This is a genomic window from Pseudomonas sp. GW821-FHT04D07 (assembly GCF_059420225.1).
In genome coordinates this window covers 426197-446917 of the sequence record NZ_JBWKTH010000001.1, presented here as the reverse complement: position 1 = coordinate 446917, position 20721 = coordinate 426197, and the positions used below count along the sequence as shown (strand labels likewise).

Sequence of the window (20721 nt, the reverse complement as noted above, 5' to 3'; positions counted from 1 at the left end):
GTGGCGCGTATAATACTGATTTCTAACGGGAATTCAACACCTTAAATGAAAAAAATCAAAAATAACGTGTCGGATCACTGATTCCAGCCGCGGCGAAGCCTTCAGCACGCAGCCGGCAGCTGTCACATTTCCCACATGCAAAGCCGTTAGCATCCGCTTGATAGCAGGATACCGTCAGTGAATAGTCGACTCCCAGCTTGATCCCGGCCTGGACGATATCGCCCTTGCTGAGGTTCTGCAGCGGGGCCTGGATACGGAAACCATTGCCCTCGACACCGGCTTTGGTCGCCAGGTTAGCCAGGGTTTCAAAAGCCTCGATAAACTCGGGACGGCAATCCGGATAACCGGAATAGTCCACCGCGTTAACGCCGATAAAGATGTCATGGGCGCCGAGCACCTCGGCCCAGCCCAGGGCCAACGACAGGAACACCGTGTTGCGCGCCGGCACATAGGTCACCGGAATGCCTTCGCTCGGCGCCTCGGGCACATCGATGCTGCTGTCGGTCAAAGCCGAGCCACCGATACCGTTGAGATTCAGGCCGATAACCTTGTGCTCGATCACCCCGAGATCACGTGCCACCCGCTCGGCCGCCTGCAACTCGGCACGGTGCCGCTGGCCGTAGTCGAAGCTCATGGTGTAGCAGCTGTAGCCCTCGGCACGCGCCATGGCCACTACGGTGGCCGAGTCCAGGCCGCCGGAGAGAAGGATTACCGCTTTCTTGTCAGTACTTGCTTGGGTGGTCATATCAGCGCCCCGGCTCGTCATTCCATAGATATTTGTGCAACTGCAGCTGCAGGCGCACCGGCAGATTGTCCGCGACGATCCAGTCGGCCAGCTCACGAGCCGACAGATCATGGTGGCTCGGCGAGAACAGCACTTCACCCGCGCGCTTTTCCAGACCGTACTGAATCAGCTTGGACACCGCCCAGTCATAGTCCTCCCGCGAGCAGATCACAAACTTGACCTGATCGTTGGCGGTCAGCAACTCGATATTCTCGTAGCGGTTGCGGTGCGATTCCTTGGAGCCCGGCGTCTTCAAATCGAGCACGCGGCTGACCCGGGTATCCACTGCCGAGATATCCAACGCCCCACTGGTTTCCAGGGATACGCTGTAACCGGCATCACAGAGCCGCTTGAGCAAGGGAATGGCATTGGGCTGGGCCAGCGGTTCGCCGCCCGTCACGCAGACATAACGCGGACGGTAATCGGCGACCTGCTTCAGCAGGCTGTCCAGGGTCATGAGGGTGCCGCCGCTGAAGGCGTAGGCACTGTCGCAGTACTGGCAGCGCAGCGGGCAGCCGGTCAGGCGTACGAAAACGGTGGGCAGCCCAGCCGTTCGCGTTTCACCCTGCAACGAGTAAAAAACTTCGGTGATTCTCAATGTGTCTTGCATAGTCGCCACGGGCGTAACAGCTAAACAGGCCGTCCGCCTCAGTCAGGCACTGCAATGAACCTGCAATCGCACAGTCCAGAACAGCGTGTTTCATAAAAAAGGGGATGAATTCTAACGAAAAAACCCGCGACAAGCGCGGGTTTCTTCAAGCAGGCCATCGGCCGTCACATGCGCTGCAGATCACGCTGTGCCAACTGCGCGGCGGAAGTCCCCGGATATTGGGAAACCACCTGCTGCAGAATGCCTTTGACCTTGTCGGTATGACCCAGGCGACGCTCGACATCCGCCAGCTTGTACAGCGAATCCGGCACTTTGGCGTGCTTGGGATAGAGCTGGCTGACCTTGGCAAACGCCTGACCGGCACCTTGCAGGTCGCCTTTGGCCAGGTTCACTTCGCCCAACCAGTACTGTGCGTTACCGGCGTACTGGCTATTGGGGTACTTGCGCAGGAAAGCGCTAAACGCCTGACTGGCCTTGTCAAAATCCTTGGCCTTGATCAGGTCGAAGGCCGCATCGTAGTAGAGCTTTTCCTTGGCCGGATCACCCGGCTCGCTGCTGGCCGCGGGGGCCTGGGCAGCAGGTGCAGCACCGGCGGCGGCATTGACATTGCCACCGGCTGAAGAATTATCAGGAGCCGCAGCCGCCGGAGCGCCGCCACTGCCTATGCGCCGATCAAGATCCTGGTATCGTTCCAGGTTTTCCTGCTTCATGCGCGCAATATCATTTTGCAGAACTTCGATCACGCCTTGTTGCTGCGCGAGTTGTTCCTGCATGCGTTGCAATTGATTGAACAGCTCGCCCTGTGCCGAGACAGGGGCCGAAACCCCTCCCCCGGCATAGGCGCCGTTCGTACCGTAACCCGCAGGCGGATAACTCCCACCGTTATTGCCGGAGTTGTCATCGACCACAGGAACCGCAGCCCACGCCGCAAGCGGCATAAGGCTGAGAGCCAGAACAGTTACAGCACGACGGCACGTTCGCATGACGAATTACTTACGCAGTTCGACGCGACGGTTTTGAGCCCAGGACTGCTCGTCGTGGCCAGTAGCTACTGGACGCTCTTTACCGTAGGAAACCAGTTCCAGCTGAGCTGGGGCAACACCTTGCAGTACCAGGTAGCGTTGAACGGCTTTCGCACGACGCTCGCCCAGTGCCATGTTGTACTCGCGAGTACCACGTTCGTCGGTGTTACCTTCCAGAACGACTTTAGTGCCGTTAGCTTTCAGGTCCTTGGCATGAACGTCCAGGGAGCGCATGGCTTCTGGCTTCAGGTCCGAACTGTCGTATTCGAAGTAGAAAGTAGTGATAGCGCGCAGAGCAGCTTCTTCGCTCAGGGAGCCGTCAACTGCACCAGTGTTAGCGCCGTAACCAGCGTTTGGGTCTACAGCGCCTTGACCGGCATTGTCGCCGCCTTTGGACGAGCAACCTACAGCTACAGCCATGGCCAGAGCCAGCGCAGCAAATTTACCAAACTTCAGCATTTCCATCGTAAAACTCCTAATGAACCCCAGTGTGTTAAGCAAAATCGTAAAGCGCCGCGTCAGTTCAGGTAAGGGGACCAGGAAGGTTCTCTGACTTCGCCTTGAGCGGTAGGAAGCGGGAGCCTTACGCGTCCATTGATGGACACGAGCATCAAGACTCCCCGGCCCTGCTGGGCGGTGGCGTAGATTACCATGGTGCCGTTGGGTGCGACAGTGGCTGACTCATCAAGGTTGGTGTCTGTCAGTATTTTTACTGTCCCACGCTGCAAATCCTGAGCGGCCACACGGAAATTGGTGAAGCCATCCTGGCGGTGAATCATCACCAGGGTCTTCTCATCCGCCGACAGTTTCGGGTTGGCGTTGTAGTTACCGATGAAGGTCACGCGCTCCGCACCGCCGCCATTGACGTTGGTCTTGTAGATCTGTGGCTTGCCGCCGCGATCGGAGGTGAAGTAGATGGTCGAGCCATCCTTGCCCCAGAACGGTTCGGTGTTGATGCCCGGGCCGCTGGTGACGCGACTCATCTGGCGCGTGGCCATGTTCATCACGTAGATGTCCGGATTGCCGTCCTTGGACAGCACGAATGCCAGGCGGTTACCGTCCGGCGACCAGGCCGGCGCACCGTTGAGGCCTTCGAAGTTGGTGATCTGCTCACGGCGACCGGTGTCGATGTGCTGGACGAAGATGCGCGGGCGCTTCTGCTCGAACGACACATAGGCGATACGCTTGCCATCCGGGGCGAAACGCGGCGACAGGATCGGCTCGCGCGACTGCAGCAGGGTCACCGCGCGGGCACCGTCATAGTCCGAGCGTTGCAGGGTGTAACGGGTATTGTTCACCGAGAAGCGTTCAGCCGTGACATAGAGCATGCGCGTGGAGAACGCACCCTTGATGCCGGTGAGTTTTTCAAACGACTGGTCGGCAATGTAGTGCGACATGTCGCGCAACTGCTCGACCGTGCCCGAGACGCTGCCGGTCAGCACTTGCTGCTCGGTGGAGACGTTGAACAGCGCGTACTGCACCTGCAGGCGACCGCCCGAAGGAACGATGCTACCGACCATGATGTACTGGGCGCCCAGGGCTTTCCAGTCACGGTAGATGACTTCGCTGGCCTGGGTCGGCAGGCTGATCATGTTCTGTTTCGGAATCGGCGAGTAGTAACCGGAGTTACGCAGGTCGTCGCCGATGATCTGGCCCATGTCGTCCGGCAGGACGCTACCGCCCTGCCAGCCGAACGGAACGACCGCGATGGGCGTGGCCCGATCGCTGCCGCTGGTGACCAGAATGTTCTTTTCATCCGCCATCGCCATCCCTGCCAGGCAGCAGATCACGACAAGCATTGTTCGAAGAAGGTTTCTCACAAGGCTAGATCCTCAGGTGTGAATGTCATCTTGAAGGAACGATAGGGCGCAAAGTCGCTCGGTTTCATTCCCTGCATTTCCGTCAAACGACCAATATTCTTGACCGCAGCTACCGCCGAGGCATCAAACGGGCCGTCGCCACTGGTCTTGGCCACCGAGACCGTGGTCACGGTACCGTCCGGCAACATGCCGATTTGCAGCACCACCGTCATGCCTTTACGCGCCGAAGGAGGACGTGCCCAGCCTTCCGCCGCCCGCGAACGAATCAGATCATCAAAACTGCCCGCCGTTTCATCACCCTGCTCATCGGCCAGGGCTTGTTGGCGTTGCGGCGTATCGGAAAGCAAGTCTGCCAGGGCCTGGGCCTTTTTATCTTCGGCGGACTTACGCGCCGCATCCTGCGATTTCTTCTTCGCAGCATCGGCAGCGGCTTTCTTCTTCGCGTCTTCGGCGACTTTCTTCTTCGCCTCGTCCGCTTCGGATTTCTTCTTCGCGTCTTCCGCGGCTTTCTTCTTGGCGTCTTCGACGATTTTTTTCTTCGCGTCTTCAGCGGCCTTCTTGGCCTCTTCTTCAGCGGCCTTCTTGGCTTCGTCGTCGGCTTTCTTCTTGGCTATATCAGCCAATTCCTTTTTCGCCTCGGCAGCCTTCTTCGCGTCGTCGGCTTTCTTGGCCTCTTCGGCCTTTTTCGCCTCGTCCGCTTTCTTGGCTTCGTCTGACTTCTTGGCTTCGTCGGCCTTTTGAGCCGCTTCCTCTTTCTTTTGTTCCGCAGCCTTTATCGCTTCCTGCTCGACCTTTTTCTGTTCCATCTGTTCGACTTCGGTCTGGCGCGCGGCGGATTTCTTCGCCTCACCCGCAATCTTCTGATTGGTCTGGGTGGTCGCCTGACTTTTCGATTTCAGCTGATACAGGGTCGCCTGGACAATCGGCTTGGCCTCCGGCAATTCCGGCGTCATGGCAAAACTGACGAACAGCATGCCAAAGATCAGGATATGCAGGCCAATCGCCCAGACGCTGGGCCAGAAGTAGCTTTCCGAAGCGGACGGCTCTCGCTGTTGGTGCATCAGGGGGCCTCGGTAATCAAGCCAACATTACCGACGCCGGCCTTCTGCAGACCGCCCATGGCACCCATGACGGAGCCATAGTCGACGGTCTTGTCACCCCGAATGAACACTTGGGTACGCTTGCCGCTGTCGGTGCCGGCGCGAATGATCTTGGTCACCGCGTCGGTCATCTGCGGCAGAGTCATGGCCCTGTCCTGCTGTTTTTCGGTGTCGACTTCGCTGCCAAGGTTCCAGTAGTAGGTCTTGTCAGCCTTGATCGAAATGGTCAGGACCTGGGTGTTGTTGTCCTGCGGCAAGGCTTCACTGGAAACCTTGGGCAGATCAACCTTCACGCCCTGATTGAGCATCGGCGCGGTCACCATGAAGATAACCAGCAGCACCAACATCACGTCGATGTAGGGCACCACGTTCATCTCGGCGACCGGCTTGCGTTTGTGGCGAACTCGGGCCATGGGGATTTACCTGCTCACTCTTCGCTGGTGTGCACTTTACGGTGCAGGATCGCCTGGAACTCATCGGCGAAGGTGTAGTAACGGCTGATCAGGGTCTCGCCACGGGCCGCAAAACGGTTGTAGGCGATAACCGCAGGAATCGCCGCGAACAGGCCGATGGCGGTGGCCACCAGGGCTTCGGAAATACCCGGGGCCACGGTGGCCAGGGTCGCCTGCTGGGCGGTGGCCAGGCCACGGAACGAGTTCATGATCCCCCAGACGGTACCGAACAGGCCGATATACGGGCTGACGGAACCGACGGTGGCGAGGAAGGGCAGGCTCTGCTCGAGCTTTTCTTCTTCACGGGAGATGGCCACGCGCATGGCACGGGATACCCCCTCCATGACCGCTTCCGGGTCAACGCCCGGTTGCTGGCGCAGACGGGAGAACTCCTTGAAGCCTGCGCGGAAGATCTGCTCCACGCCCGAGTCCGGATCCGGGTTGCTGCCGGCCTGACGGTAGAGCTTGGACAGGTCGATACCCGACCAGAAGCGCTCTTCGAAGCTCTCCAGGGCGCGGCGACCGGCGCGCAGCAGGTTGCTGCGCTGAAAAATCATGATCCACGAGGTGACCGAGGCGGCCACCAGGATCAGCATGACCAATTGCACCACGATGCTGGCATTGCTGACCAAGCTCCACATGGAGGAATGGTCGACGACGTTAGCTTCCACGCTTTATCTCCTGCTCTAAGTGAGTACCCGCGCCGCTTGTGTCGGCAAAGGCCGAACGCAAGGCTTCTGGAATGGCCCGGGGTTTTAAACTATCGGCGCGCACACAGGCCACCAGGAACCGCCCTTCACAGAGCAGCGTTTCATCATCAGCCCGCCTGACCTGCTGCTTGAAGCGCAGGCTCGCACGGTTCAGCTCAATCACCTCGGCGCTGATCAGCAGTTCGTCGTCCAACCGCGCCGGCACGTGGTAACGCGCTTCGCTGGAATGCACGACGAACAACAGGTTCTCCCCTGCCAGCGACGATTGAGCAAAGCCCAACTCCCGCAGCCGCTCGGTTCGAGCCCGCTCCATGAACTTAAGGTAATTGACGTAATACACGATGCCGCCGGCATCGGTGTCCTCGTAATAAACGCGACAGCGATGTGCGAACGACTGAACCCCGTTTTGCGCGCGCATACTCTAGTGCTTACTCCTCAGGTTGCCAATCCGGCCAGGCAACTGTTTTTCATCCTTCGACGACTTTTTGCATGAAGATTCGTGACACGTGCCCATCGGACAACGCAAACCGCGAATAAATCAGCCCCAATCCTGCTTTTACTCGTCCAGCGCATCCAGAAACTCGTCTACCACGGGCATTTCACCCAAGCGCGACGGAATGTTCAAACCGAAATGCAGATAGGCATGCCGGGTTACCACCCGTCCACGCGGGGTGCGCATGATGTAGCCCTGTTGGATCAGGTAAGGTTCGAGCACATCTTCAATGGTGTGCCGCTCCTCGCTGATCGCCGCCGCCAGGCTGTCCACGCCCACCGGACCGCCGTCGAATTTCTCGATCATGGTCAAGAGCAGGCGCCGGTCCTGGTGGTCAAAACCGTGTTCGTCGACATCCAGCAGGTTCAAGGCCAGGTCCGCCACGGCCTTGGTGATATGGCCCTTGGCCCGCACTTCGGCGAAATCACGTACCCGGCGCAGCAGCCGGTTGGCGATCCGCGGCGTGCCGCGGGCCCGCCGGGCAATCTCGAATGCGCCTTCCGGGTCCAGCGGCAAGCCGAGAATCCCCGCCGAACGGGTGACGATGGTCGCCAGGTCCGCGGTGTTATAAAACTCAAGACGCTGGACGATACCGAAGCGGTCACGCAATGGGTTGGTCAACATGCCGGCGCGGGTCGTCGCACCGACCAGGGTGAAAGGTGGCAGGTCGAGTTTGATCGAGCGCGCCGCCGGTCCCTCGCCGATCATGATATCGAGCTGGAAGTCCTCCATCGCCGGGTACAGGACTTCTTCGACGACGGGCGACAGACGGTGGATTTCATCGATAAACAGCACATCGTGGGGCTCGAGATTGGTCAGCAGCGCCGCCAGGTCTCCGGCCCGCTCCAGTACCGGCCCAGAAGTACTCTTGATCGACACGCCCATTTCCTGGGCGATGATATTGGCCAGGGTGGTCTTGCCCAGACCCGGTGGGCCGAAGATCAGGGTGTGATCAAGGGACTCGCCGCGCCCGCGCGCCGCCTGGATAAACAGCTCCATCTGCTCCTTGACCGTCGGCTGGCCGATGTACTCGGCCAGGCTCAACGGGCGGATGGCGCGATCCTGGACTTCCTCGCGGTCACGCCCGCCGGAGGCGGTTATCAAACGATCAGCTTCAATCACTTAGATCATTCCCTTCAGGGCGCGACGAATCATGTCTTCGCTGCTCAGGTCTTTATCTTTGATTGCCGACACCGCCTTGCTCGCTTCCTGGGGCTTGTAGCCCAGGGAAATCAGCGCACTGACCGCATCGGACTCGGCGCTGGCCAGCGGCAGCGCAGGCGCACCGTCCGGCTGGTTGGGCACCAGGGCAAACATGCTCGGCACGGTTTCCCAGGCCTTGAAGCGGTCCTTGAGCTCCACCAGCAGGCGCTCGGCGGTCTTCTTGCCGACACCGGGCACGCGCACCAGCGCCGAAGTGTCCTGGGCCTGCACGCAACGCACCAGTTCATCGACCTCCAGGCTCGACATCAGCGCCAGGGCCAGCTTCGGCCCAACACCATTGAGCCGGATCAGCTCGCGGAAAAAGTCGCGCTCGCGCCTGCCGACAAAGCCATAGAGTAACTGGGCATCCTCGCGCACGACCAAATGGGTGTGCAGGGTCAGCGGCTCGCCGACCGACGGCAGGCGATAAAGCGTGGTCATCGGCACTTCCAGTTCGTAGCCGAGGCCATTCACATCAAGGATGAGGTGCGGCGGCTGCTTTTCTGCCAGGGTGCCGCGCAAACGTCCAATCACGTATCAAATCCTTATTTCTGGCCAGACCGTTGGCTGACGACTCGGAACGATAGCGCACTACCTTATCCGGCGTGACGCTATCGGCAAGCAAAATTGTTTGAGGCGATGATGCTATCAGAGACGCAGGCGACCGCCACGGCTACGTGCAGCGCCCAAGCCATGAGGCAAGAGACTGGAGCGGGTATGTGCGTGGCACAGGGCAATCGCCAGGGCATCCGAGGCGTCGATTTGCGGTTTGGTGGTGAGCTTGAGCAAGTGCATGACCATCATCATCACCTGTTCCTTGTTGGCGCCGCCCGTGCCGGCCACGGCCTGCTTGACCTGGGTCGCGGTGTACTCGGCGATCTCGAGGTTTTCCTCGGCCCCGGCGACAATCGCCGCGCCCCGCGCCTGTCCGAGCTTGAGCGCCGAGTCGGCGTTTTTCGCCATAAACACCTTTTCGATGCCCATGGTCACCGGACCGTAGGTCTGGATCACTTCGCGCACGCTGCGGTAGACGATCTGCAAACGCTCATGCAACTCGCCGCTGCCGGTGCGGATGCAGCCCGAGGCGACGTACACGCAGCCACGCCCGGTATCGCGCACCACGCCATAGCCGGTGATGCGCGAACCGGGGTCGATACCAAGAATTAAAGTCATAGCGCCTGCGTTTGGGTCAGCCGAGCTGTTCGGCTACCGATTCGGGAATATCGGCATTGGAGTAGACGTTCTGCACATCATCCAGGTCCTCGAGCATATCGAGCAGCTTGAGGACCTTTTCCGCGCCCTCCAGATCGAGTTCGGCACTGGTGGTCGGCAACATGACGATTTCCGCGTCAGCCGCCTTGAATCCCGCCGCGTCGAGGGCGTTACGCACCGTATAGAAGCCGGCAAACGAGGTGAACACGTCAATCGAGCCGTCTTCATGGGTGACCACGTCATCGGCGTCGGCTTCCATCGCCGCCTCCATCAGCGCGTCTTCATCGATGCCCGGGGCGAAGGACAACTGCCCCTTGCGTTCGAACAGATAGGCCACGGAACCGTCGGTCCCCAGGTTGCCACCACACTTGCTGAACGCGTGGCGCACGGCCGCCGCGGTGCGGTTGCGGTTGTCGGTCATGCATTCAACCATCACCGCCACGCCACCGGGGCCGTAGCCTTCGTAGCTCAGCTCGACCATATCGTCGGTATCGGCCGCACCGGCACCGCGGGCCACCGCGCGATCAATGATATCGCGGCTCATGTTCGCGCCGAGGGCCTTGTCCAGCGCCAGGCGCAGACGTGGGTTGGAGCCTGGATCACCACCGCCCTGACGAGCGGCGACGGTCAGCTCACGAATCCACTTGGTGAAGATCTTGCCCTTCTTGGCATCCTGACGTTCTTTGCGGTGCTTGATGTTCGCCCACTTGGAATGACCTGCCATAACTCGCTCCGAATTCTCTTTGTGCTCTTTGAAACGTTGCCCGCCCTGCCCTGTGGCAGCGGCCAGCAATAAAAAGTCTCGACCTTGAAAAAGGGCGCATCCAATGGATGCGCCCTTGGGTCAGTCTTACTCTGCCTTCGGGGTTTCGCGCAGGCGGATATGCAGCTCGCGCAGTGCCTTGGCGTCCACCAGCCCTGGCGCCTGGGTCATGACACAGGCCGCGCTCTGGGTTTTCGGGAACGCGATCACTTCACGAATCGACTGGGCGCCGGTCATCAGCATCACCAGGCGATCCAGGCCGAAGGCCAGGCCACCATGGGGCGGAGCACCATATTTCAGCGCATCGAGCAGGAAGCCGAACTTCTCTTCCTGTTCCGCTTCGCTGATTCCCAGCAGACGGAACACCGCCTGTTGCATTTCCTTGCGGTGGATACGGATCGAACCGCCACCCAGCTCGGTACCGTTCAAGACCATGTCGTAGGCGCGGGACAGGGCGGTGGCCGGGTTGGCCGCCAGCTCTTCAGGCGAGCACTTCGGCGCGGTGAACGGGTGATGCAAGGCGGTGAAGCTGCCGTCTTCGTTCTCTTCGAACATCGGGAAGTCGACGACCCACATCGGCGCCCATTCACAGGTCAGCAGCTCGAGGTCGTGACCGACCTTGATCCGCAGCGCGCCCAGGGCCTCGCTGACGATCTTGGACTTGTCGGCACCGAAGAACACGATATCGCCATCGACCGCGCCGACGCGATCGAGGATCACGTTGAGGTTGGCCTCAGGAATGTTCTTGACGATCGGCGACTGCAGGCCTTCGACGCCCTTGGCGCGCTCGTTGACCTTGATGTACGCCAGGCCCTTGGCCCCGTAGATGCCGACGAACTTGGTGTACTCGTCGATCTTGCTGCGCGGCATGCTTGCCGCGCCCGGGACGCGCAAGGCGGCCACACGGCATTTCGGGTCATTGGCCGGGCCGCTGAACACCTTGAATTCAACGTCCTTGAGCTGGTCGGCAACGTCCACCAGTTCCAGCGGAATACGCAGGTCCGGCTTGTCGGAACCGTAACGACGCATGGCCTCGTCCCAGGTCATGTGCGGGAATTCGCCGAATTCCAGATCCAGCACTTCCTTGAACAGGTTGCGGATCATGCCTTCGGTCAGGCCCATGATGTCTTTTTCATCGAGGAAGCTGGTCTCGATGTCGATCTGGGTGAATTCCGGCTGGCGATCGGCCCGCAGGTCTTCGTCGCGGAAGCACTTGGCGATCTGGTAGTAACGGTCGAAGCCGGCCACCATCAGCAGTTGCTTGAACAACTGCGGCGATTGCGGCAGGGCGAAGAAGCTGCCGGCGTGGGTGCGACTCGGCACCAGGTAGTCACGGGCACCCTCGGGGGTCGCACGGGTCAGGATCGGCGTCTCGACGTCGAGGAAGCCGTTTTCGTCCAGGTAACGACGGATGCTGGTGGTCATGCGCGAACGCAGACGCAGCTTCTCAAGCATTTCCGGACGACGCAGGTCGATAAAGCGATAGCGCAGGCGGGTTTCTTCGCCGACGTCGGAATATTCGTTGAGCGGGAACGGCGGGGTTTCCGCTTCGTTCAGCACTTCCAGCTCATAACCCAGCACTTCGATGGCACCGGAAGCCATGTTGGCATTGCCGGCACCGGTCGGACGCAGGCGGACCTTGCCGGTGATCTTGACCACGTACTCGCTGCGCACGCGATCGGCGGCGGCGAAGGTGTCGGCGCGATCCGGGTCGAAGACCACCTGGGCCAGACCTTCGCGGTCACGGATATCGAGGAAAATCACCCCGCCATGGTCGCGACGACGGTGGACCCATCCGCAAAGGGTGACTTCCTGGCCTTCCAGGCTCTCGTTCAGTTGGCCGCAATAATGGCTGCGCATCATGGTCGTGGTTCGCTTCTAGTCATTCGAATTCGGTGGAGGTCTTGTCTTTGCAACGCGACAAGCGCCCGCTCGTGTCGCTTATTTCAGTCGGCTTTATCGCCACCGGCCAGGTTTTTCTTGCTGCCGGTCTTGAAATCCGTCTCATACCAGCCGGTGCCGCTGAGGCGGAAGCCTGGCATGGAGAGCATTTTCTTCAATTGCGGTGCCTGGCAGGCCGGGCAGTCGACCAGCGGTGCATCACTGATCTTTTGAATGGCTTCCAGTTGATGAGCACAGGAAGCGCATTGGTAGTCGTACATGGGCATGGGGCGTCTCGGCACTCAGATAACGGCATCACTGCTGCCCGAGCCCGGGACGGGCCATGCAGCAAAGAGCGGGATTATATCCGTTAAATCGAGCCTTTGCAGCCGTGGACCGGTCAGCGCCCCAGCCCATGCCGTCTCGCCAATCCATCGAGACGCCCGGGCAAGCCTAGAGGGCCCGGGACAAACCGCCCAACGTCAGCAGATGAACGACACAGACCACCCGAATCAAGCCGCTGAAATTTTTCACCCCGCCATAACGCAGGTGAACCTCCATATCCACATTGGACAGCAAGGCATTGACCGTACATTCATGGGTATTGGCTATATCGGCCAGTACCTTCCAGTAAACCTCCTCCAGACGCAAGCAGGTGGCAAAACCATTCAAACGCACCGAGCGCGAAACTGGCTTCGCCAACCCAATATCGAAATCCAGTAACAGGGGATCCACCCGGGTCTTGCGCAAACAACCGGAACTCCCCACCTCATGCCCTACCCACTGAACCATTTTCATCGCACTCCGTCGCTGCACACCTTTGAATAAAGGCGCTCCTGGCAAACCTCCTGACATAAAACATTAAGTAAAAAACCCTATCCAGCAGACTGCACTACAGCCTCCGTAGGAAGAGTCCATTAATAAGGAAGAACAACGAAAAGCCTGGGGCCGGGCCTGGGCGAAGGCCTGCGCCGTCGCGAATACCACGGGCTCGCTGGTGCCCACGGTTCGAGCTGCCATGGCGACTGCGACAAATCCGCCACGCCCCCCCCCCTGCCAGGTGTCTGGCCCGCGGGCTGTGTCGACACGGGCCCCGCCCCGCCGCAAGTTCTCCAACAGTGGCCTGGCGTCGAAGTTTGAGAAGGCAGGGGCTTTGCTGTTAAATAGAGGCTGTGTCGTGACTGTCGAATCTCTGACAGTGACGCATAGGCGGATGCCCACACGTGCCCAACGCCTCACCTTTTTTCCAGAAGCGAACCGTGTGCCACCCGCTCTTCCTTGTGATCTGTCTTGAGTGAGTCAATTAAAATGTTGAAAATCGTCCACCTGCTAACGGGCGCCGTTGCCCTGCTGCTGTCCTTTATCCCCAGCCTGCGATCCGAAGCCCTGCCTTACCTGCAACAACCCGACGCGCTGTACCTGGCATTCTTCGGCTTGCTCAACCTGACCCTCGCGCCAGTCATTCCTTACTGGAACAAGGGTCCACGGCATCAACTGCAAATCCTGGTCAGTATCCTGCTGATCGTCGCCGTGGCACTGCAAATCCTCACCCTGCTTGCCCCCCTGACTCTGATCGGCGGTCAACCCGCCGTGCTTCCGAGTCTGCTGGCCGCCGTGCTTGCCGTGTTGCTGCACCTGGCGGTGAGTTTCTACAAGAAATCTTCCCCGGCGGCGGCTTCCCACAGCTACGACATGAGCAATCGCGATACCGGTACCGTGAAGTGGTTCAACACCTCCAAGGGGTTCGGCTTTATCTCGCGGGATTCCGGCGATGATATTTTCGTGCACTTCCGCGCCATCCGTGGCGAAGGCCACCGCGTCCTGGTCGAAGGCCAGCGCGTGGAGTTCTCGGTGATGAACCGGGACAAGGGCCTGCAAGCCGAAGACGTGATCGCGGCCCTGCCGCGGCGCTGATCGGCCACAAAAAAACGCGAGACAGCTTGGCTGCCTCGCGTTTTTTTATGGTCGAAAACCTGTAGGAGCCGGCTTGCCGGCGATGGCGTCCGGATGGACGCTACAAGGCTCACCGGCCTCATCGCCGGCAAGCCGGCTCCCACAAATCTGCGTATCACCGCAAAATATCGTGAGGCCTTCAATAATGCGGCGGCGGAGCTTCTTCCTCGAAGGAATCGAACTGCCCCATCATTTCTTCATGACGCTTGAGCAAAGCCGCCATCTGCAGTTGCAGGCGCTCGACCACCCGCTGTTGCTCCACCAGCACATCATTGAGGGCCTGAATGGTGTCATCCTGAAACGCCTGGCGACTTTCCAGTTCGGTCACGCGATCTTCAAGATTCATACGCCCACCTGCACAAAACGCGGGTCATGCCGGAACGCCAGGCGCAATTGCTCGCGAATCACCCCGACTTCCCCATCGGTATAAGGCCGCGCCGGCTGCTTGCCCCAGACCGGTGCCGGCCAGGCCGCGTCGTCACGGCGACGCACGATCACATGCATGTGCAACTGGCTGACCACATTGCCCAAGGCCGCGACATTCATCTTGTCCGCCTCGAAGGTGACCTGGAGCAACTGCGCCAGCTCCGTGGTCTCGCGCCACAATTGCTGCTGATCGGCCGCCTCCAGCTGGAACACCTCACTGATATCCGCGCGCCGTGGCACCAGAATGAACCAGGGATAGTTCGCATCATTGGACAGCAGCACGCGGCACAACGGCAGGTCGCCCATCGGCAAGGTGTCTTGTTGAAGGCGCGAATCGAGAACGAACACCGTGAATACTCCTGCGTGACGGATAGGTTTGCGCCCGGCGAACGCCCGGCGACAGGCGATCAGGATACCCGTGATCGGTCGCCGGTTCACGGGCCACGCAAGCGCCGGACGCAAATGCGCGAATACGGAGCACGCACTGCGCCAGAATGGAACAAGCGGTGCTTTTTCATCGCCACAAAGACCACAAAATTACACACTGGCAATAAAAAACCCATGTAGCCACAAAAATGTCACCTTTTTCTGAAATCCTTGACCTACATCATCGACGGTGAAAGCTGACTCAAGGGATAAGAGAAGACTTCTTGCCAGTACCCGATGCCCGCATCGAAACTGTTGATCAACTTTTTGCACCAAAACCGCACACTGCGGCTACTATCAGTGCACGTTTCAGCCACGACTACCCAGTCGCAGTGTGGACCGGTAACGTTTTTGGCTTTTCATGGATTTTCAATGGATTAGCAGCACAAGGAAAAGCACTACGTCAAGCCCCGGCGCAAACGCCAACCGCCCTAGGTTTCATAAGGGTTTCAGCGTGATGACGGAGGCGGATAAAATTTTTCTCACGAATTTTTCACTTTGTGCATGCTTGTTGCATTGGTGAGTAAATAGTCGCGACAGAGGGTCAGCCCGGACGCTGAAGCCCCTGCGACACCGTAACAACGCAGCACAGTGCGCCCATGGAGAGTTCAGGGCTTGAACATAGACGATTTGTTTCTATGCTCATGCCCTTGAAAACAGCGCTGAAGTTGTGCAGCCGCGGCACAAAGGCTGTGAATTTGCGACATGGAGCTAGCTTTTTGCGACAGGCTCGTAAAGAAGCCGCAAGGATAGGTGTGCAAGTATCGCCAAGTTTGTCAGCGTGATATAAGTTTGCGCCGACACAAAAAAGAAAGAGCCGCCCAGACAAAAATACAGGTGGGACGGCAGTACTCTTCCTAAAACCAAAGGAGCAAATCACGATGCGCGTGATGAAGTGGAGCATGATCGCCCTGGCTGTTTACGCAGCAGGTTCGCAAGTGGCTATGGCCGACCCGTTCGTAACCCCTCAGTCTGACGCCAAGGGTTTCGTTGAAGGTGCTTCGGCTGGTGTGGTTCTGAAGAACTACTATTTCAATCGTGACAAGACAATCGGTCACGACCAAGTCGACTGGACCCAAGGTGTTCTCGGCAAATTCAGTTCGGGTTACACCCAAGGCACCGTCGGTGTAAAGGTTGAAGGCTTCGGCGATGCTGGCTTCAAGCTGGACGGCTCTGACGGCAAAACCGGCAGTGGTAACATGACCACCTCATCAACCGGCGAAGAAAACAACAGCTTCGGCAAAGCTGGTGCCGACGTTGCAGTTCGAATCTCCAAAACCGAGCTGAAATTCGGTGACTTCAGCCCGAGCACTGCACCCGTATTCGCCGTGGGCGGCAGCCGTCTGTTCCAACAGACAGCTCGTGGCTTCCAGCTGCAGAGCAGTGAGATCAAAGACCTTGACCTCGAAGCCGGTCATTTCTATGCAGGTAGCAGCCAGGACAAAACATCGCTGCAAGGCGGCCTCTGGACGCAGTATGGCGGTACGAAGGTTGAGAGCGCCGACTACGTGGGTGGTAAATACGCCATCAATGAAAACCTGACCGCGTCCCTCTATGGCGCCAAGTTCCAGGACACCTGGAACCAGTACTACACCAACGTGAACTACACCCTGCCAGTGGCGACTGACCAGTCCGTTAACTTCGACTTCAACCTGTATCGCACAACCGATACTGGTGCGGCGAAGGCAGGTAAAATCTCCAACACCGCTTTCTCGCTGGCAGCCGCCTATTCGTTCCTGAAGGCACACACCGTTACTGTGGCGTTCCAGAAGGTCAACGGCAACGAGCCATTCGACTACGTCGGTGTGGGTGACAACAACCGCGGTGGCGACTCGATCTTCCTGGCGAACTCCATCCAGTACTCCGACTTCAACGGCCCAGGTGAAAAATCCTGGCAAGCCCGTTATGACATTAAAATGGCTGAGTACGGCGTCCCAGGCCTGAGCTTCATGGCTCGTTATGTCCATGGTGATGGCATCGACGGCACCCATATGAACGCTGCATATGCTGCCAATAACGGTTATGGCGATGACGGTCATCACTTCGAAACCAACCTGGAAGCTAAGTACGTTGTCCAGTCTGGCCCTCTGAAGGACCTGTCCTTCCGTGCACGCCAAGCTTGGCATCGTGGTAACGCTGCAGATGGCGATCAGAACATCAACGAGTTCCGCCTGATCACCGAGTACCCAATCACCATCCTGTAATCACCTGATTACTTGCTTGATGATGTAACACTCGTTTGAAGAAAGGCCCATCCTGGTGATGGGCCTTTTTTTGTGCACCCAGTATGGATGCAATCTTGTGGCTGAACGTCCCGCCAACGGCTGAAAAAGTCAAAAAACATCGTTCGGAACAGCTCTTAGTACCAAGAACAGTTCGCTGAGTATGAACTCGTTGAGTTCCTGCCGCCCGCACCTACCCCGCTTCTTGCCAACTTCAAAGCCTCATAACCTTATTGCGTCACAAGGATGGCTTTGCGCAGTGTAGCCATCAATCAAATCATATGGCCTCTGCCTGACACCTGAAGTCAAGAAACAGCTCAAATACCAGCTCAAGCTCAACAGCCAAAACAGGGCTTCCAAAATGAATCGGACAACCTCGTTTTCCTACCTCCAACGGCAATGAAGCTCTATCTGGAACACCGACAATCTCGGTGCCTACGCGAGGGTTGGACCTCACACCCATTTCAGCCCGCACATTGCCATTTACGACCAAATTGTCGCGAAAGAGTCATAAATCGCCACTACGATTGCGCAGGCGCAGCGCCGACAGTAGTATGCAATTGAAGTTCTGAAAGTTACATTTCTTTCCTGTACCGCCAGCCTAGGCTAGGTGTCGGCTGATTGTTTACATAATAGATGTAATGACCTTGCCATTGCGCCAAGGTGATTCGCTGTGCCCTGATCTTCCGCCGTCAAACTCCCATCTACCGGACACCGAAAAGGAAGTGATATGCCACGTCAAACATTCAAAGTCCTTGCTCTAACAGCAGCCATCCCCGCGGCTCTAGTCTGCGCACAAAATGCATCGGCCGCATCGGCGGAACTTGTCGCAGCAGCCAAGGCAGAGGGCGAGCTGACAGTTATCGCCCTGGCGAACTCCTGGTGCGGTTATGGCGACCAGATCAAGAACTTCAAAGCCAAGTATGGCATCAAGGTCAACGAACTGAACCCTGACGCCGGTTCAGGCGACGAACTCGAAGCCATCAAGGCGAACAAGGACAACAAGGGCCCGCAAGCACCTGACACCATCGACGTGGGACTGTCTTTCGGCCCCCAGGCCAAGGCTGCCGGCTTGCTGCAGCCCTACAAAGTAGCCAGTTGGGCGACCATCCCTGACTCGGTGAAAGATCCGGAAGGCTACTGGTATGGCGACTACTATGGCGTGCTGGCTTTCGAGGTCAACACCGACCTGATCAGCTCGATACCGGCCGACTGGAGCGACCTGCTCAAAGCTGATTACAAGAACTCCGTGGCATTGGCGGGCGACCCGCGTTCCGCCAACCAGGCCATCCAGGGCATCTATGCCGCCGGTATTGCGACCGCTGGTGGCGATCCCGCCAAGGCCGCCGCCGCCGGCCTGAAGTTCTTCGGCGATCTGAACAAGGCCGGCAATTTTGTGCCGGTGATCGGCAAGGCCGCCTCCCTGGCACAAGGCACGACCCCTATCATCATCCGCTGGGACTACAACGCCTTGGCCGACCGCGACGCACTCAAGGGCAACCCCAATGTGCAAGTGGTGGTACCCAAGTCGGGCGTGGTCGCGGGCGTGTATGTGCAGGCCATCAGCGCTTATGCACCACACCCGAATGCCGCCAAGCTGTGGCTGGAATACCTGTATTCGGACGAAGGCCAAGTGGGCTGGTTGAATGGCTACTGCCACCCGATCCGCTTCAACGACCTGGTCGCGAACAACAAGCTGCCCAAGGCCATGCTCGACAAGCTGCCACCCGCGGAAGGCTATGCCAAGGCCGTGTTCCCGACTTTGGACGAACAGAACTCGAGCAAGGAAGCCATCACCAAGCAGTGGGACAGCCTGGTTGGCGCCAGCGTGAAGTAACCGGCCTTCGAGGGCTTCGCACTGGCATGGCCTTCACCGGTCATGCCAGTCATTTTATGGCTTGGATGGTTGCTTGAAAGGCGGGCTTCACTTGACTGATTCCTTGAGCTCTGCAAAACCCGTGGCACCGTCCATACCGGGCCGGTCGCTCAATTGGCACTGGCTGGGTGTGCTGCCATTTCTGGCTTTCGCCGTCCTGTTTTTGATTTTGCCCACCGGCTATCTGATGGTGGGTGCCTTCCAGGACGCGTCCGGCCATTTCACCCTGGCCAATATCGCCGGCTTGGCGGACCCGAACGTGGTCAGCGCCTACTGGATCAGCTTTCGCATCAGTGCGGCGTCGGCCCTGGGCGGTGGAATCATCGGCTTCCTGCTTGCCTGGGCGGCAGTCCAGGGCAAACTGCCCGAGTGGATTCGCCCGACCTTGATGACGTTCTCGGGCGTGGCCTCCAACTTCGCCGGCGTGCCGCTGGCCTTCGCTTTCCTGGCCACGCTGGGACGCGTGGGTCTGGTGACGGCGCTGATGAACAAGTACCTGGGCTTCAATCTCTATTCCACCGGTTTCAACATCCTCAGCTTCACCGGATTGACGCTGACCTATCTGTACTTCCAGATCCCCTTGATGGTGCTGATCGTGTCCCCGGCACTTGAAGGACTAAAACGCGAGTGGCGCGAAGCTTGCGATTGCCTGGGCGGTAACGCCTACCACTACTGGCGTTATATTGCGTTACCGGTGCTGTGGCCCAGCATCATGGGCGCCATGCTGCTGCTGTTTGCGAACGCCTTCGGCGCGGTGGCCACGGCCTATGCGCTGACCGGCAGCTCGCTGAACATCGTGCCTATCCTGCTGTATGCGCAGATCCGTGGCGACGTGTTGCACAACCCGAACCTGGGCTACGCGCTGGCGCTGGGCATGGTGGTGATTACCGGGGTATCCAACGCGGGCTATATCTGGCTGCGCAGCAAATCGGAAAAGGCTCGCAAATGAAACCCACCTCTCGCTTGGGTGCCTGGATCGCCATCGGCGTGGGCACCAGTTATTTCCTGATTCCACTGCTGGCCACCTTTGAATTCAGCCTGCGCATGCTGCGCGGCGAATACAGCTTCGAAGCCTACCGGGTGGTGTTCAGCGATCCTCAGTTCCAGGCCACGTTTGGCTATTCGATCCTGATGGCGATCGTCACCATTGTGGTTGGCGTGCTGCTGGTCGTGCCCACCGCCTATTGGGTGCAATTGCGTCTGCCCAAGCTGCGCCCACTGGTGGAGTTCATCACCTTGCTGCCACTGGTGATCCCGGCCATCGTCATCGTGTTTGGCTATCTGCGCATCTTCGGCAGCAACTCGTGGATACCGCTGACCGGCAACGAGCGGGCGACCGACTTCCTGCTGGTGTGCAGCTACGTCACCTTGTCGCTGCCCTATATGTACCGTTCTATCGATACCGGCTTGCGCACCATCGATGTGCGCACCCTGACGGAGGCCGCCGAGGCCCTGGGCGCGGGCACTTTCACCATTCTGTTCAAGGTGATCTTCCCGAATCTGCGCTCGGCGATTCTCTCGGGGGCGTTCCTGACCTTTGCAGTGGTGATCGGCGAGTTCACCATGGCCAGCCTGTTGAACCGTCCCGCGTTCGGGCCTTACCTGCAACTGGTGGGTGCCAACAAGGCATACGAGCCGTCGGCGCTGGCGGTGATGGCCTTCATGATTACCTGGGCCTCCATGGGTTTGATCCAGGTGTTCGGGCGCAATGCCAAGAACGCGAAGCCTTAAGCACATTCCCGGGTGGCATGCGTTCTGGCTACTGAGC

At 58.9% G+C, this 20721-nt stretch carries 23 protein-coding genes; 5 read left to right on the top strand and 18 right to left on the bottom strand.

The genetic code is table 11. From position 1 onward, the window contains the following. Positions 1-55: 55 nt before the first annotated feature. The 16 genes from queC to AC07T0_RS02005 all read right to left on the bottom strand — a co-directional run bounded on the left by queC (position 56) and on the right by AC07T0_RS02005 (position 12842). Positions 56-745, bottom strand: coding sequence for a 7-cyano-7-deazaguanine synthase QueC (gene queC / locus AC07T0_RS02080; protein WP_494999629.1), 690 nt, complete (start codon positions 743-745; stop codon positions 56-58). Between the two features lies 1 nt (position 746). Continuing rightward, on the bottom strand, positions 747-1394 hold the full coding sequence (gene queE, locus AC07T0_RS02075) for a 7-carboxy-7-deazaguanine synthase QueE (protein WP_494999628.1): 648 nt from the start codon (positions 1392-1394) through the stop codon (positions 747-749). A 164-nt stretch (positions 1395-1558) separates the two neighbouring features. After that, entirely contained in the window at positions 1559-2377 is an 819-nt protein-coding gene (gene ybgF / locus AC07T0_RS02070; protein WP_494999627.1) for a tol-pal system protein YbgF, read from the bottom strand. A gap of 6 nt (positions 2378-2383) precedes the next feature. Further along, positions 2384-2881, bottom strand: coding sequence for a peptidoglycan-associated lipoprotein Pal (pal, locus tag AC07T0_RS02065; protein ID WP_494999626.1), 498 nt, complete (start codon positions 2879-2881; stop codon positions 2384-2386). A gap of 53 nt (positions 2882-2934) precedes the next feature. Then, the gene (gene tolB / locus AC07T0_RS02060; protein ID WP_494999874.1) at positions 2935-4185 is read right to left on the bottom strand and encodes a Tol-Pal system beta propeller repeat protein TolB; all 1251 of its coding nucleotides are present in this window, start codon (positions 4183-4185) and stop codon (positions 2935-2937) included. Between the two features lie 47 nt (positions 4186-4232). Beyond that, entirely contained in the window at positions 4233-5297 is a 1065-nt protein-coding gene (gene tolA / locus AC07T0_RS02055) for a cell envelope integrity protein TolA (protein ID WP_494999625.1), read from the bottom strand. Further along, positions 5297-5749 carry a protein TolR gene (gene tolR / locus AC07T0_RS02050; RefSeq protein WP_248799847.1) on the bottom strand — a complete coding sequence of 151 codons (453 nt, stop codon included), beginning with the start codon at positions 5747-5749 and terminating at the stop codon, positions 5297-5299. Before tolR ends, tolA begins: the two co-directional genes overlap by 1 nt. Before the next feature lie 14 nt (positions 5750-5763). After that, a complete protein-coding gene (gene tolQ / locus AC07T0_RS02045; RefSeq protein ID WP_103033137.1) occupies positions 5764-6459 on the bottom strand; it encodes a protein TolQ in 696 nt (231 codons plus the stop codon). Then, positions 6449-6916, bottom strand: coding sequence for a tol-pal system-associated acyl-CoA thioesterase (ybgC, locus tag AC07T0_RS02040; RefSeq protein WP_494999624.1), 468 nt, complete (start codon positions 6914-6916; stop codon positions 6449-6451). The genes tolQ and ybgC overlap by 11 nt, the downstream gene beginning before the upstream one ends. A 138-nt stretch (positions 6917-7054) precedes the next feature. Continuing rightward, positions 7055-8113, bottom strand: coding sequence for a Holliday junction branch migration DNA helicase RuvB (gene ruvB, locus AC07T0_RS02035; RefSeq protein ID WP_121137597.1), 1059 nt, complete (start codon positions 8111-8113; stop codon positions 7055-7057). Continuing rightward, the gene (gene ruvA, locus AC07T0_RS02030; protein ID WP_494999623.1) at positions 8114-8728 is read right to left on the bottom strand and encodes a Holliday junction branch migration protein RuvA; all 615 of its coding nucleotides are present in this window, start codon (positions 8726-8728) and stop codon (positions 8114-8116) included. A gap of 114 nt (positions 8729-8842) precedes the next feature. Then, positions 8843-9367: a crossover junction endodeoxyribonuclease RuvC gene (gene ruvC / locus AC07T0_RS02025; protein WP_100938827.1), complete on the bottom strand. Its 525-nt coding sequence runs from the start codon at positions 9365-9367 to the stop codon at positions 8843-8845. Positions 9368-9383: 16 nt separating this feature from the next. Then, the gene (locus AC07T0_RS02020; RefSeq protein WP_494999622.1) at positions 9384-10130 is read right to left on the bottom strand and encodes a YebC/PmpR family DNA-binding transcriptional regulator; all 747 of its coding nucleotides are present in this window, start codon (positions 10128-10130) and stop codon (positions 9384-9386) included. Positions 10131-10256: 126 nt separating this feature from the next. Then, the gene (gene aspS, locus AC07T0_RS02015; protein WP_494999621.1) at positions 10257-12032 is read right to left on the bottom strand and encodes an aspartate--tRNA ligase; all 1776 of its coding nucleotides are present in this window, start codon (positions 12030-12032) and stop codon (positions 10257-10259) included. An 83-nt stretch (positions 12033-12115) separates the two neighbouring features. After that, positions 12116-12337 (bottom strand): FmdB family zinc ribbon protein, encoded by a 222-nt coding sequence (locus AC07T0_RS02010; RefSeq protein ID WP_191487164.1) that lies wholly within the window; start codon positions 12335-12337, stop codon positions 12116-12118. Between the two features lie 166 nt (positions 12338-12503). Continuing rightward, positions 12504-12842, bottom strand: a complete 339-nt coding sequence (locus tag AC07T0_RS02005; RefSeq protein WP_100939203.1) for a ribbon-helix-helix domain-containing protein — start codon at positions 12840-12842, stop codon at positions 12504-12506. 516 nt (positions 12843-13358) lie between these two features. Here AC07T0_RS02005 and AC07T0_RS02000 point away from each other — a divergent pair. Then, the gene (locus tag AC07T0_RS02000; RefSeq protein ID WP_318654859.1) at positions 13359-13964 is read left to right on the top strand and encodes a cold-shock protein; all 606 of its coding nucleotides are present in this window, start codon (positions 13359-13361) and stop codon (positions 13962-13964) included. A gap of 178 nt (positions 13965-14142) precedes the next feature. Here AC07T0_RS02000 and AC07T0_RS01995 read toward each other — a convergent pair whose 3' ends face one another. Both AC07T0_RS01995 and AC07T0_RS01990 read right to left on the bottom strand, forming a co-directional pair. Beyond that, complete coding sequence (locus AC07T0_RS01995; protein ID WP_103496682.1) at positions 14143-14349, bottom strand: SlyX family protein; 207 nt, start codon at positions 14347-14349, stop codon at positions 14143-14145. Beyond that, a complete protein-coding gene (locus tag AC07T0_RS01990) occupies positions 14346-14777 on the bottom strand; it encodes an HIT family protein (protein ID WP_494999620.1) in 432 nt (143 codons plus the stop codon). The genes AC07T0_RS01995 and AC07T0_RS01990 overlap by 4 nt, the downstream gene beginning before the upstream one ends. Before the next feature lie 959 nt (positions 14778-15736). On the opposite strand from AC07T0_RS01990, the gene AC07T0_RS01985 reads away from it, so the two are divergent. The 4 genes from AC07T0_RS01985 to AC07T0_RS01970 all read left to right on the top strand — a co-directional run bounded on the left by AC07T0_RS01985 (position 15737) and on the right by AC07T0_RS01970 (position 20684). Beyond that, a complete protein-coding gene (locus tag AC07T0_RS01985) occupies positions 15737-17059 on the top strand; it encodes an OprD family porin (RefSeq protein ID WP_494999619.1) in 1323 nt (440 codons plus the stop codon). Between the two features lie 748 nt (positions 17060-17807). Then, positions 17808-18914, top strand: coding sequence for an ABC transporter substrate-binding protein (locus AC07T0_RS01980; protein ID WP_494999618.1), 1107 nt, complete (start codon positions 17808-17810; stop codon positions 18912-18914). A 91-nt stretch (positions 18915-19005) separates the two neighbouring features. Next, positions 19006-19902, top strand: a complete 897-nt coding sequence (locus AC07T0_RS01975; protein WP_494999617.1) for an ABC transporter permease — start codon at positions 19006-19008, stop codon at positions 19900-19902. Then, entirely contained in the window at positions 19899-20684 is a 786-nt protein-coding gene (locus tag AC07T0_RS01970) for an ABC transporter permease (protein ID WP_494999616.1), read from the top strand. Before AC07T0_RS01975 ends, AC07T0_RS01970 begins: the two co-directional genes overlap by 4 nt. Positions 20685-20721: the final 37 nt, after the last annotated feature.

Bases quoted from the DNA above. Each gene is read 5' to 3' on its own strand.
- AC07T0_RS02020 (WP_494999622.1), bottom strand. From the start codon at position 10,130: ATGGCAGGTCATTCCAAGTGGGCGAACATCAAGCACCGCAAAGAACGT.
- tolB (WP_494999874.1), bottom strand. From the start codon at position 4,185: ATGGCGATGGCGGATGAAAAGAACATTCTGGTCACCAGCGGCAGCGAT.
- AC07T0_RS01985 (WP_494999619.1), top strand. From the start codon at position 15,737: ATGCGCGTGATGAAGTGGAGCATGATCGCCCTGGCTGTTTACGCAGCA.
- ybgF (WP_494999627.1), bottom strand. From the start codon at position 2,377: ATGCGAACGTGCCGTCGTGCTGTAACTGTTCTGGCTCTCAGCCTTATG.
- AC07T0_RS01980 (WP_494999618.1), top strand. From the start codon at position 17,808: ATGCCACGTCAAACATTCAAAGTCCTTGCTCTAACAGCAGCCATCCCC.
- AC07T0_RS02000 (WP_318654859.1), top strand. From the start codon at position 13,359: ATGTTGAAAATCGTCCACCTGCTAACGGGCGCCGTTGCCCTGCTGCTG.
- ybgC (WP_494999624.1), bottom strand. From the start codon at position 6,916: ATGCGCGCGCAAAACGGGGTTCAGTCGTTCGCACATCGCTGTCGCGTT.
- queC (WP_494999629.1), bottom strand. From the start codon at position 745: ATGACCACCCAAGCAAGTACTGACAAGAAAGCGGTAATCCTTCTCTCC.
- pal (WP_494999626.1), bottom strand. From the start codon at position 2,881: ATGGAAATGCTGAAGTTTGGTAAATTTGCTGCGCTGGCTCTGGCCATG.
- AC07T0_RS01995 (WP_103496682.1), bottom strand. From the start codon at position 14,349: ATGAATCTTGAAGATCGCGTGACCGAACTGGAAAGTCGCCAGGCGTTT.
- AC07T0_RS01970 (WP_494999616.1), top strand. From the start codon at position 19,899: ATGAAACCCACCTCTCGCTTGGGTGCCTGGATCGCCATCGGCGTGGGC.
- aspS (WP_494999621.1), bottom strand. From the start codon at position 12,032: ATGATGCGCAGCCATTATTGCGGCCAACTGAACGAGAGCCTGGAAGGC.
- tolA (WP_494999625.1), bottom strand. From the start codon at position 5,297: ATGCACCAACAGCGAGAGCCGTCCGCTTCGGAAAGCTACTTCTGGCCC.
- ruvC (WP_100938827.1), bottom strand. From the start codon at position 9,367: ATGACTTTAATTCTTGGTATCGACCCCGGTTCGCGCATCACCGGCTAT.
- AC07T0_RS02005 (WP_100939203.1), bottom strand. From the start codon at position 12,842: ATGGTTCAGTGGGTAGGGCATGAGGTGGGGAGTTCCGGTTGTTTGCGC.
- tolR (WP_248799847.1), bottom strand. From the start codon at position 5,749: ATGGCCCGAGTTCGCCACAAACGCAAGCCGGTCGCCGAGATGAACGTG.
- AC07T0_RS02010 (WP_191487164.1), bottom strand. From the start codon at position 12,337: ATGCCCATGTACGACTACCAATGCGCTTCCTGTGCTCATCAACTGGAA.
- queE (WP_494999628.1), bottom strand. From the start codon at position 1,394: ATGCAAGACACATTGAGAATCACCGAAGTTTTTTACTCGTTGCAGGGT.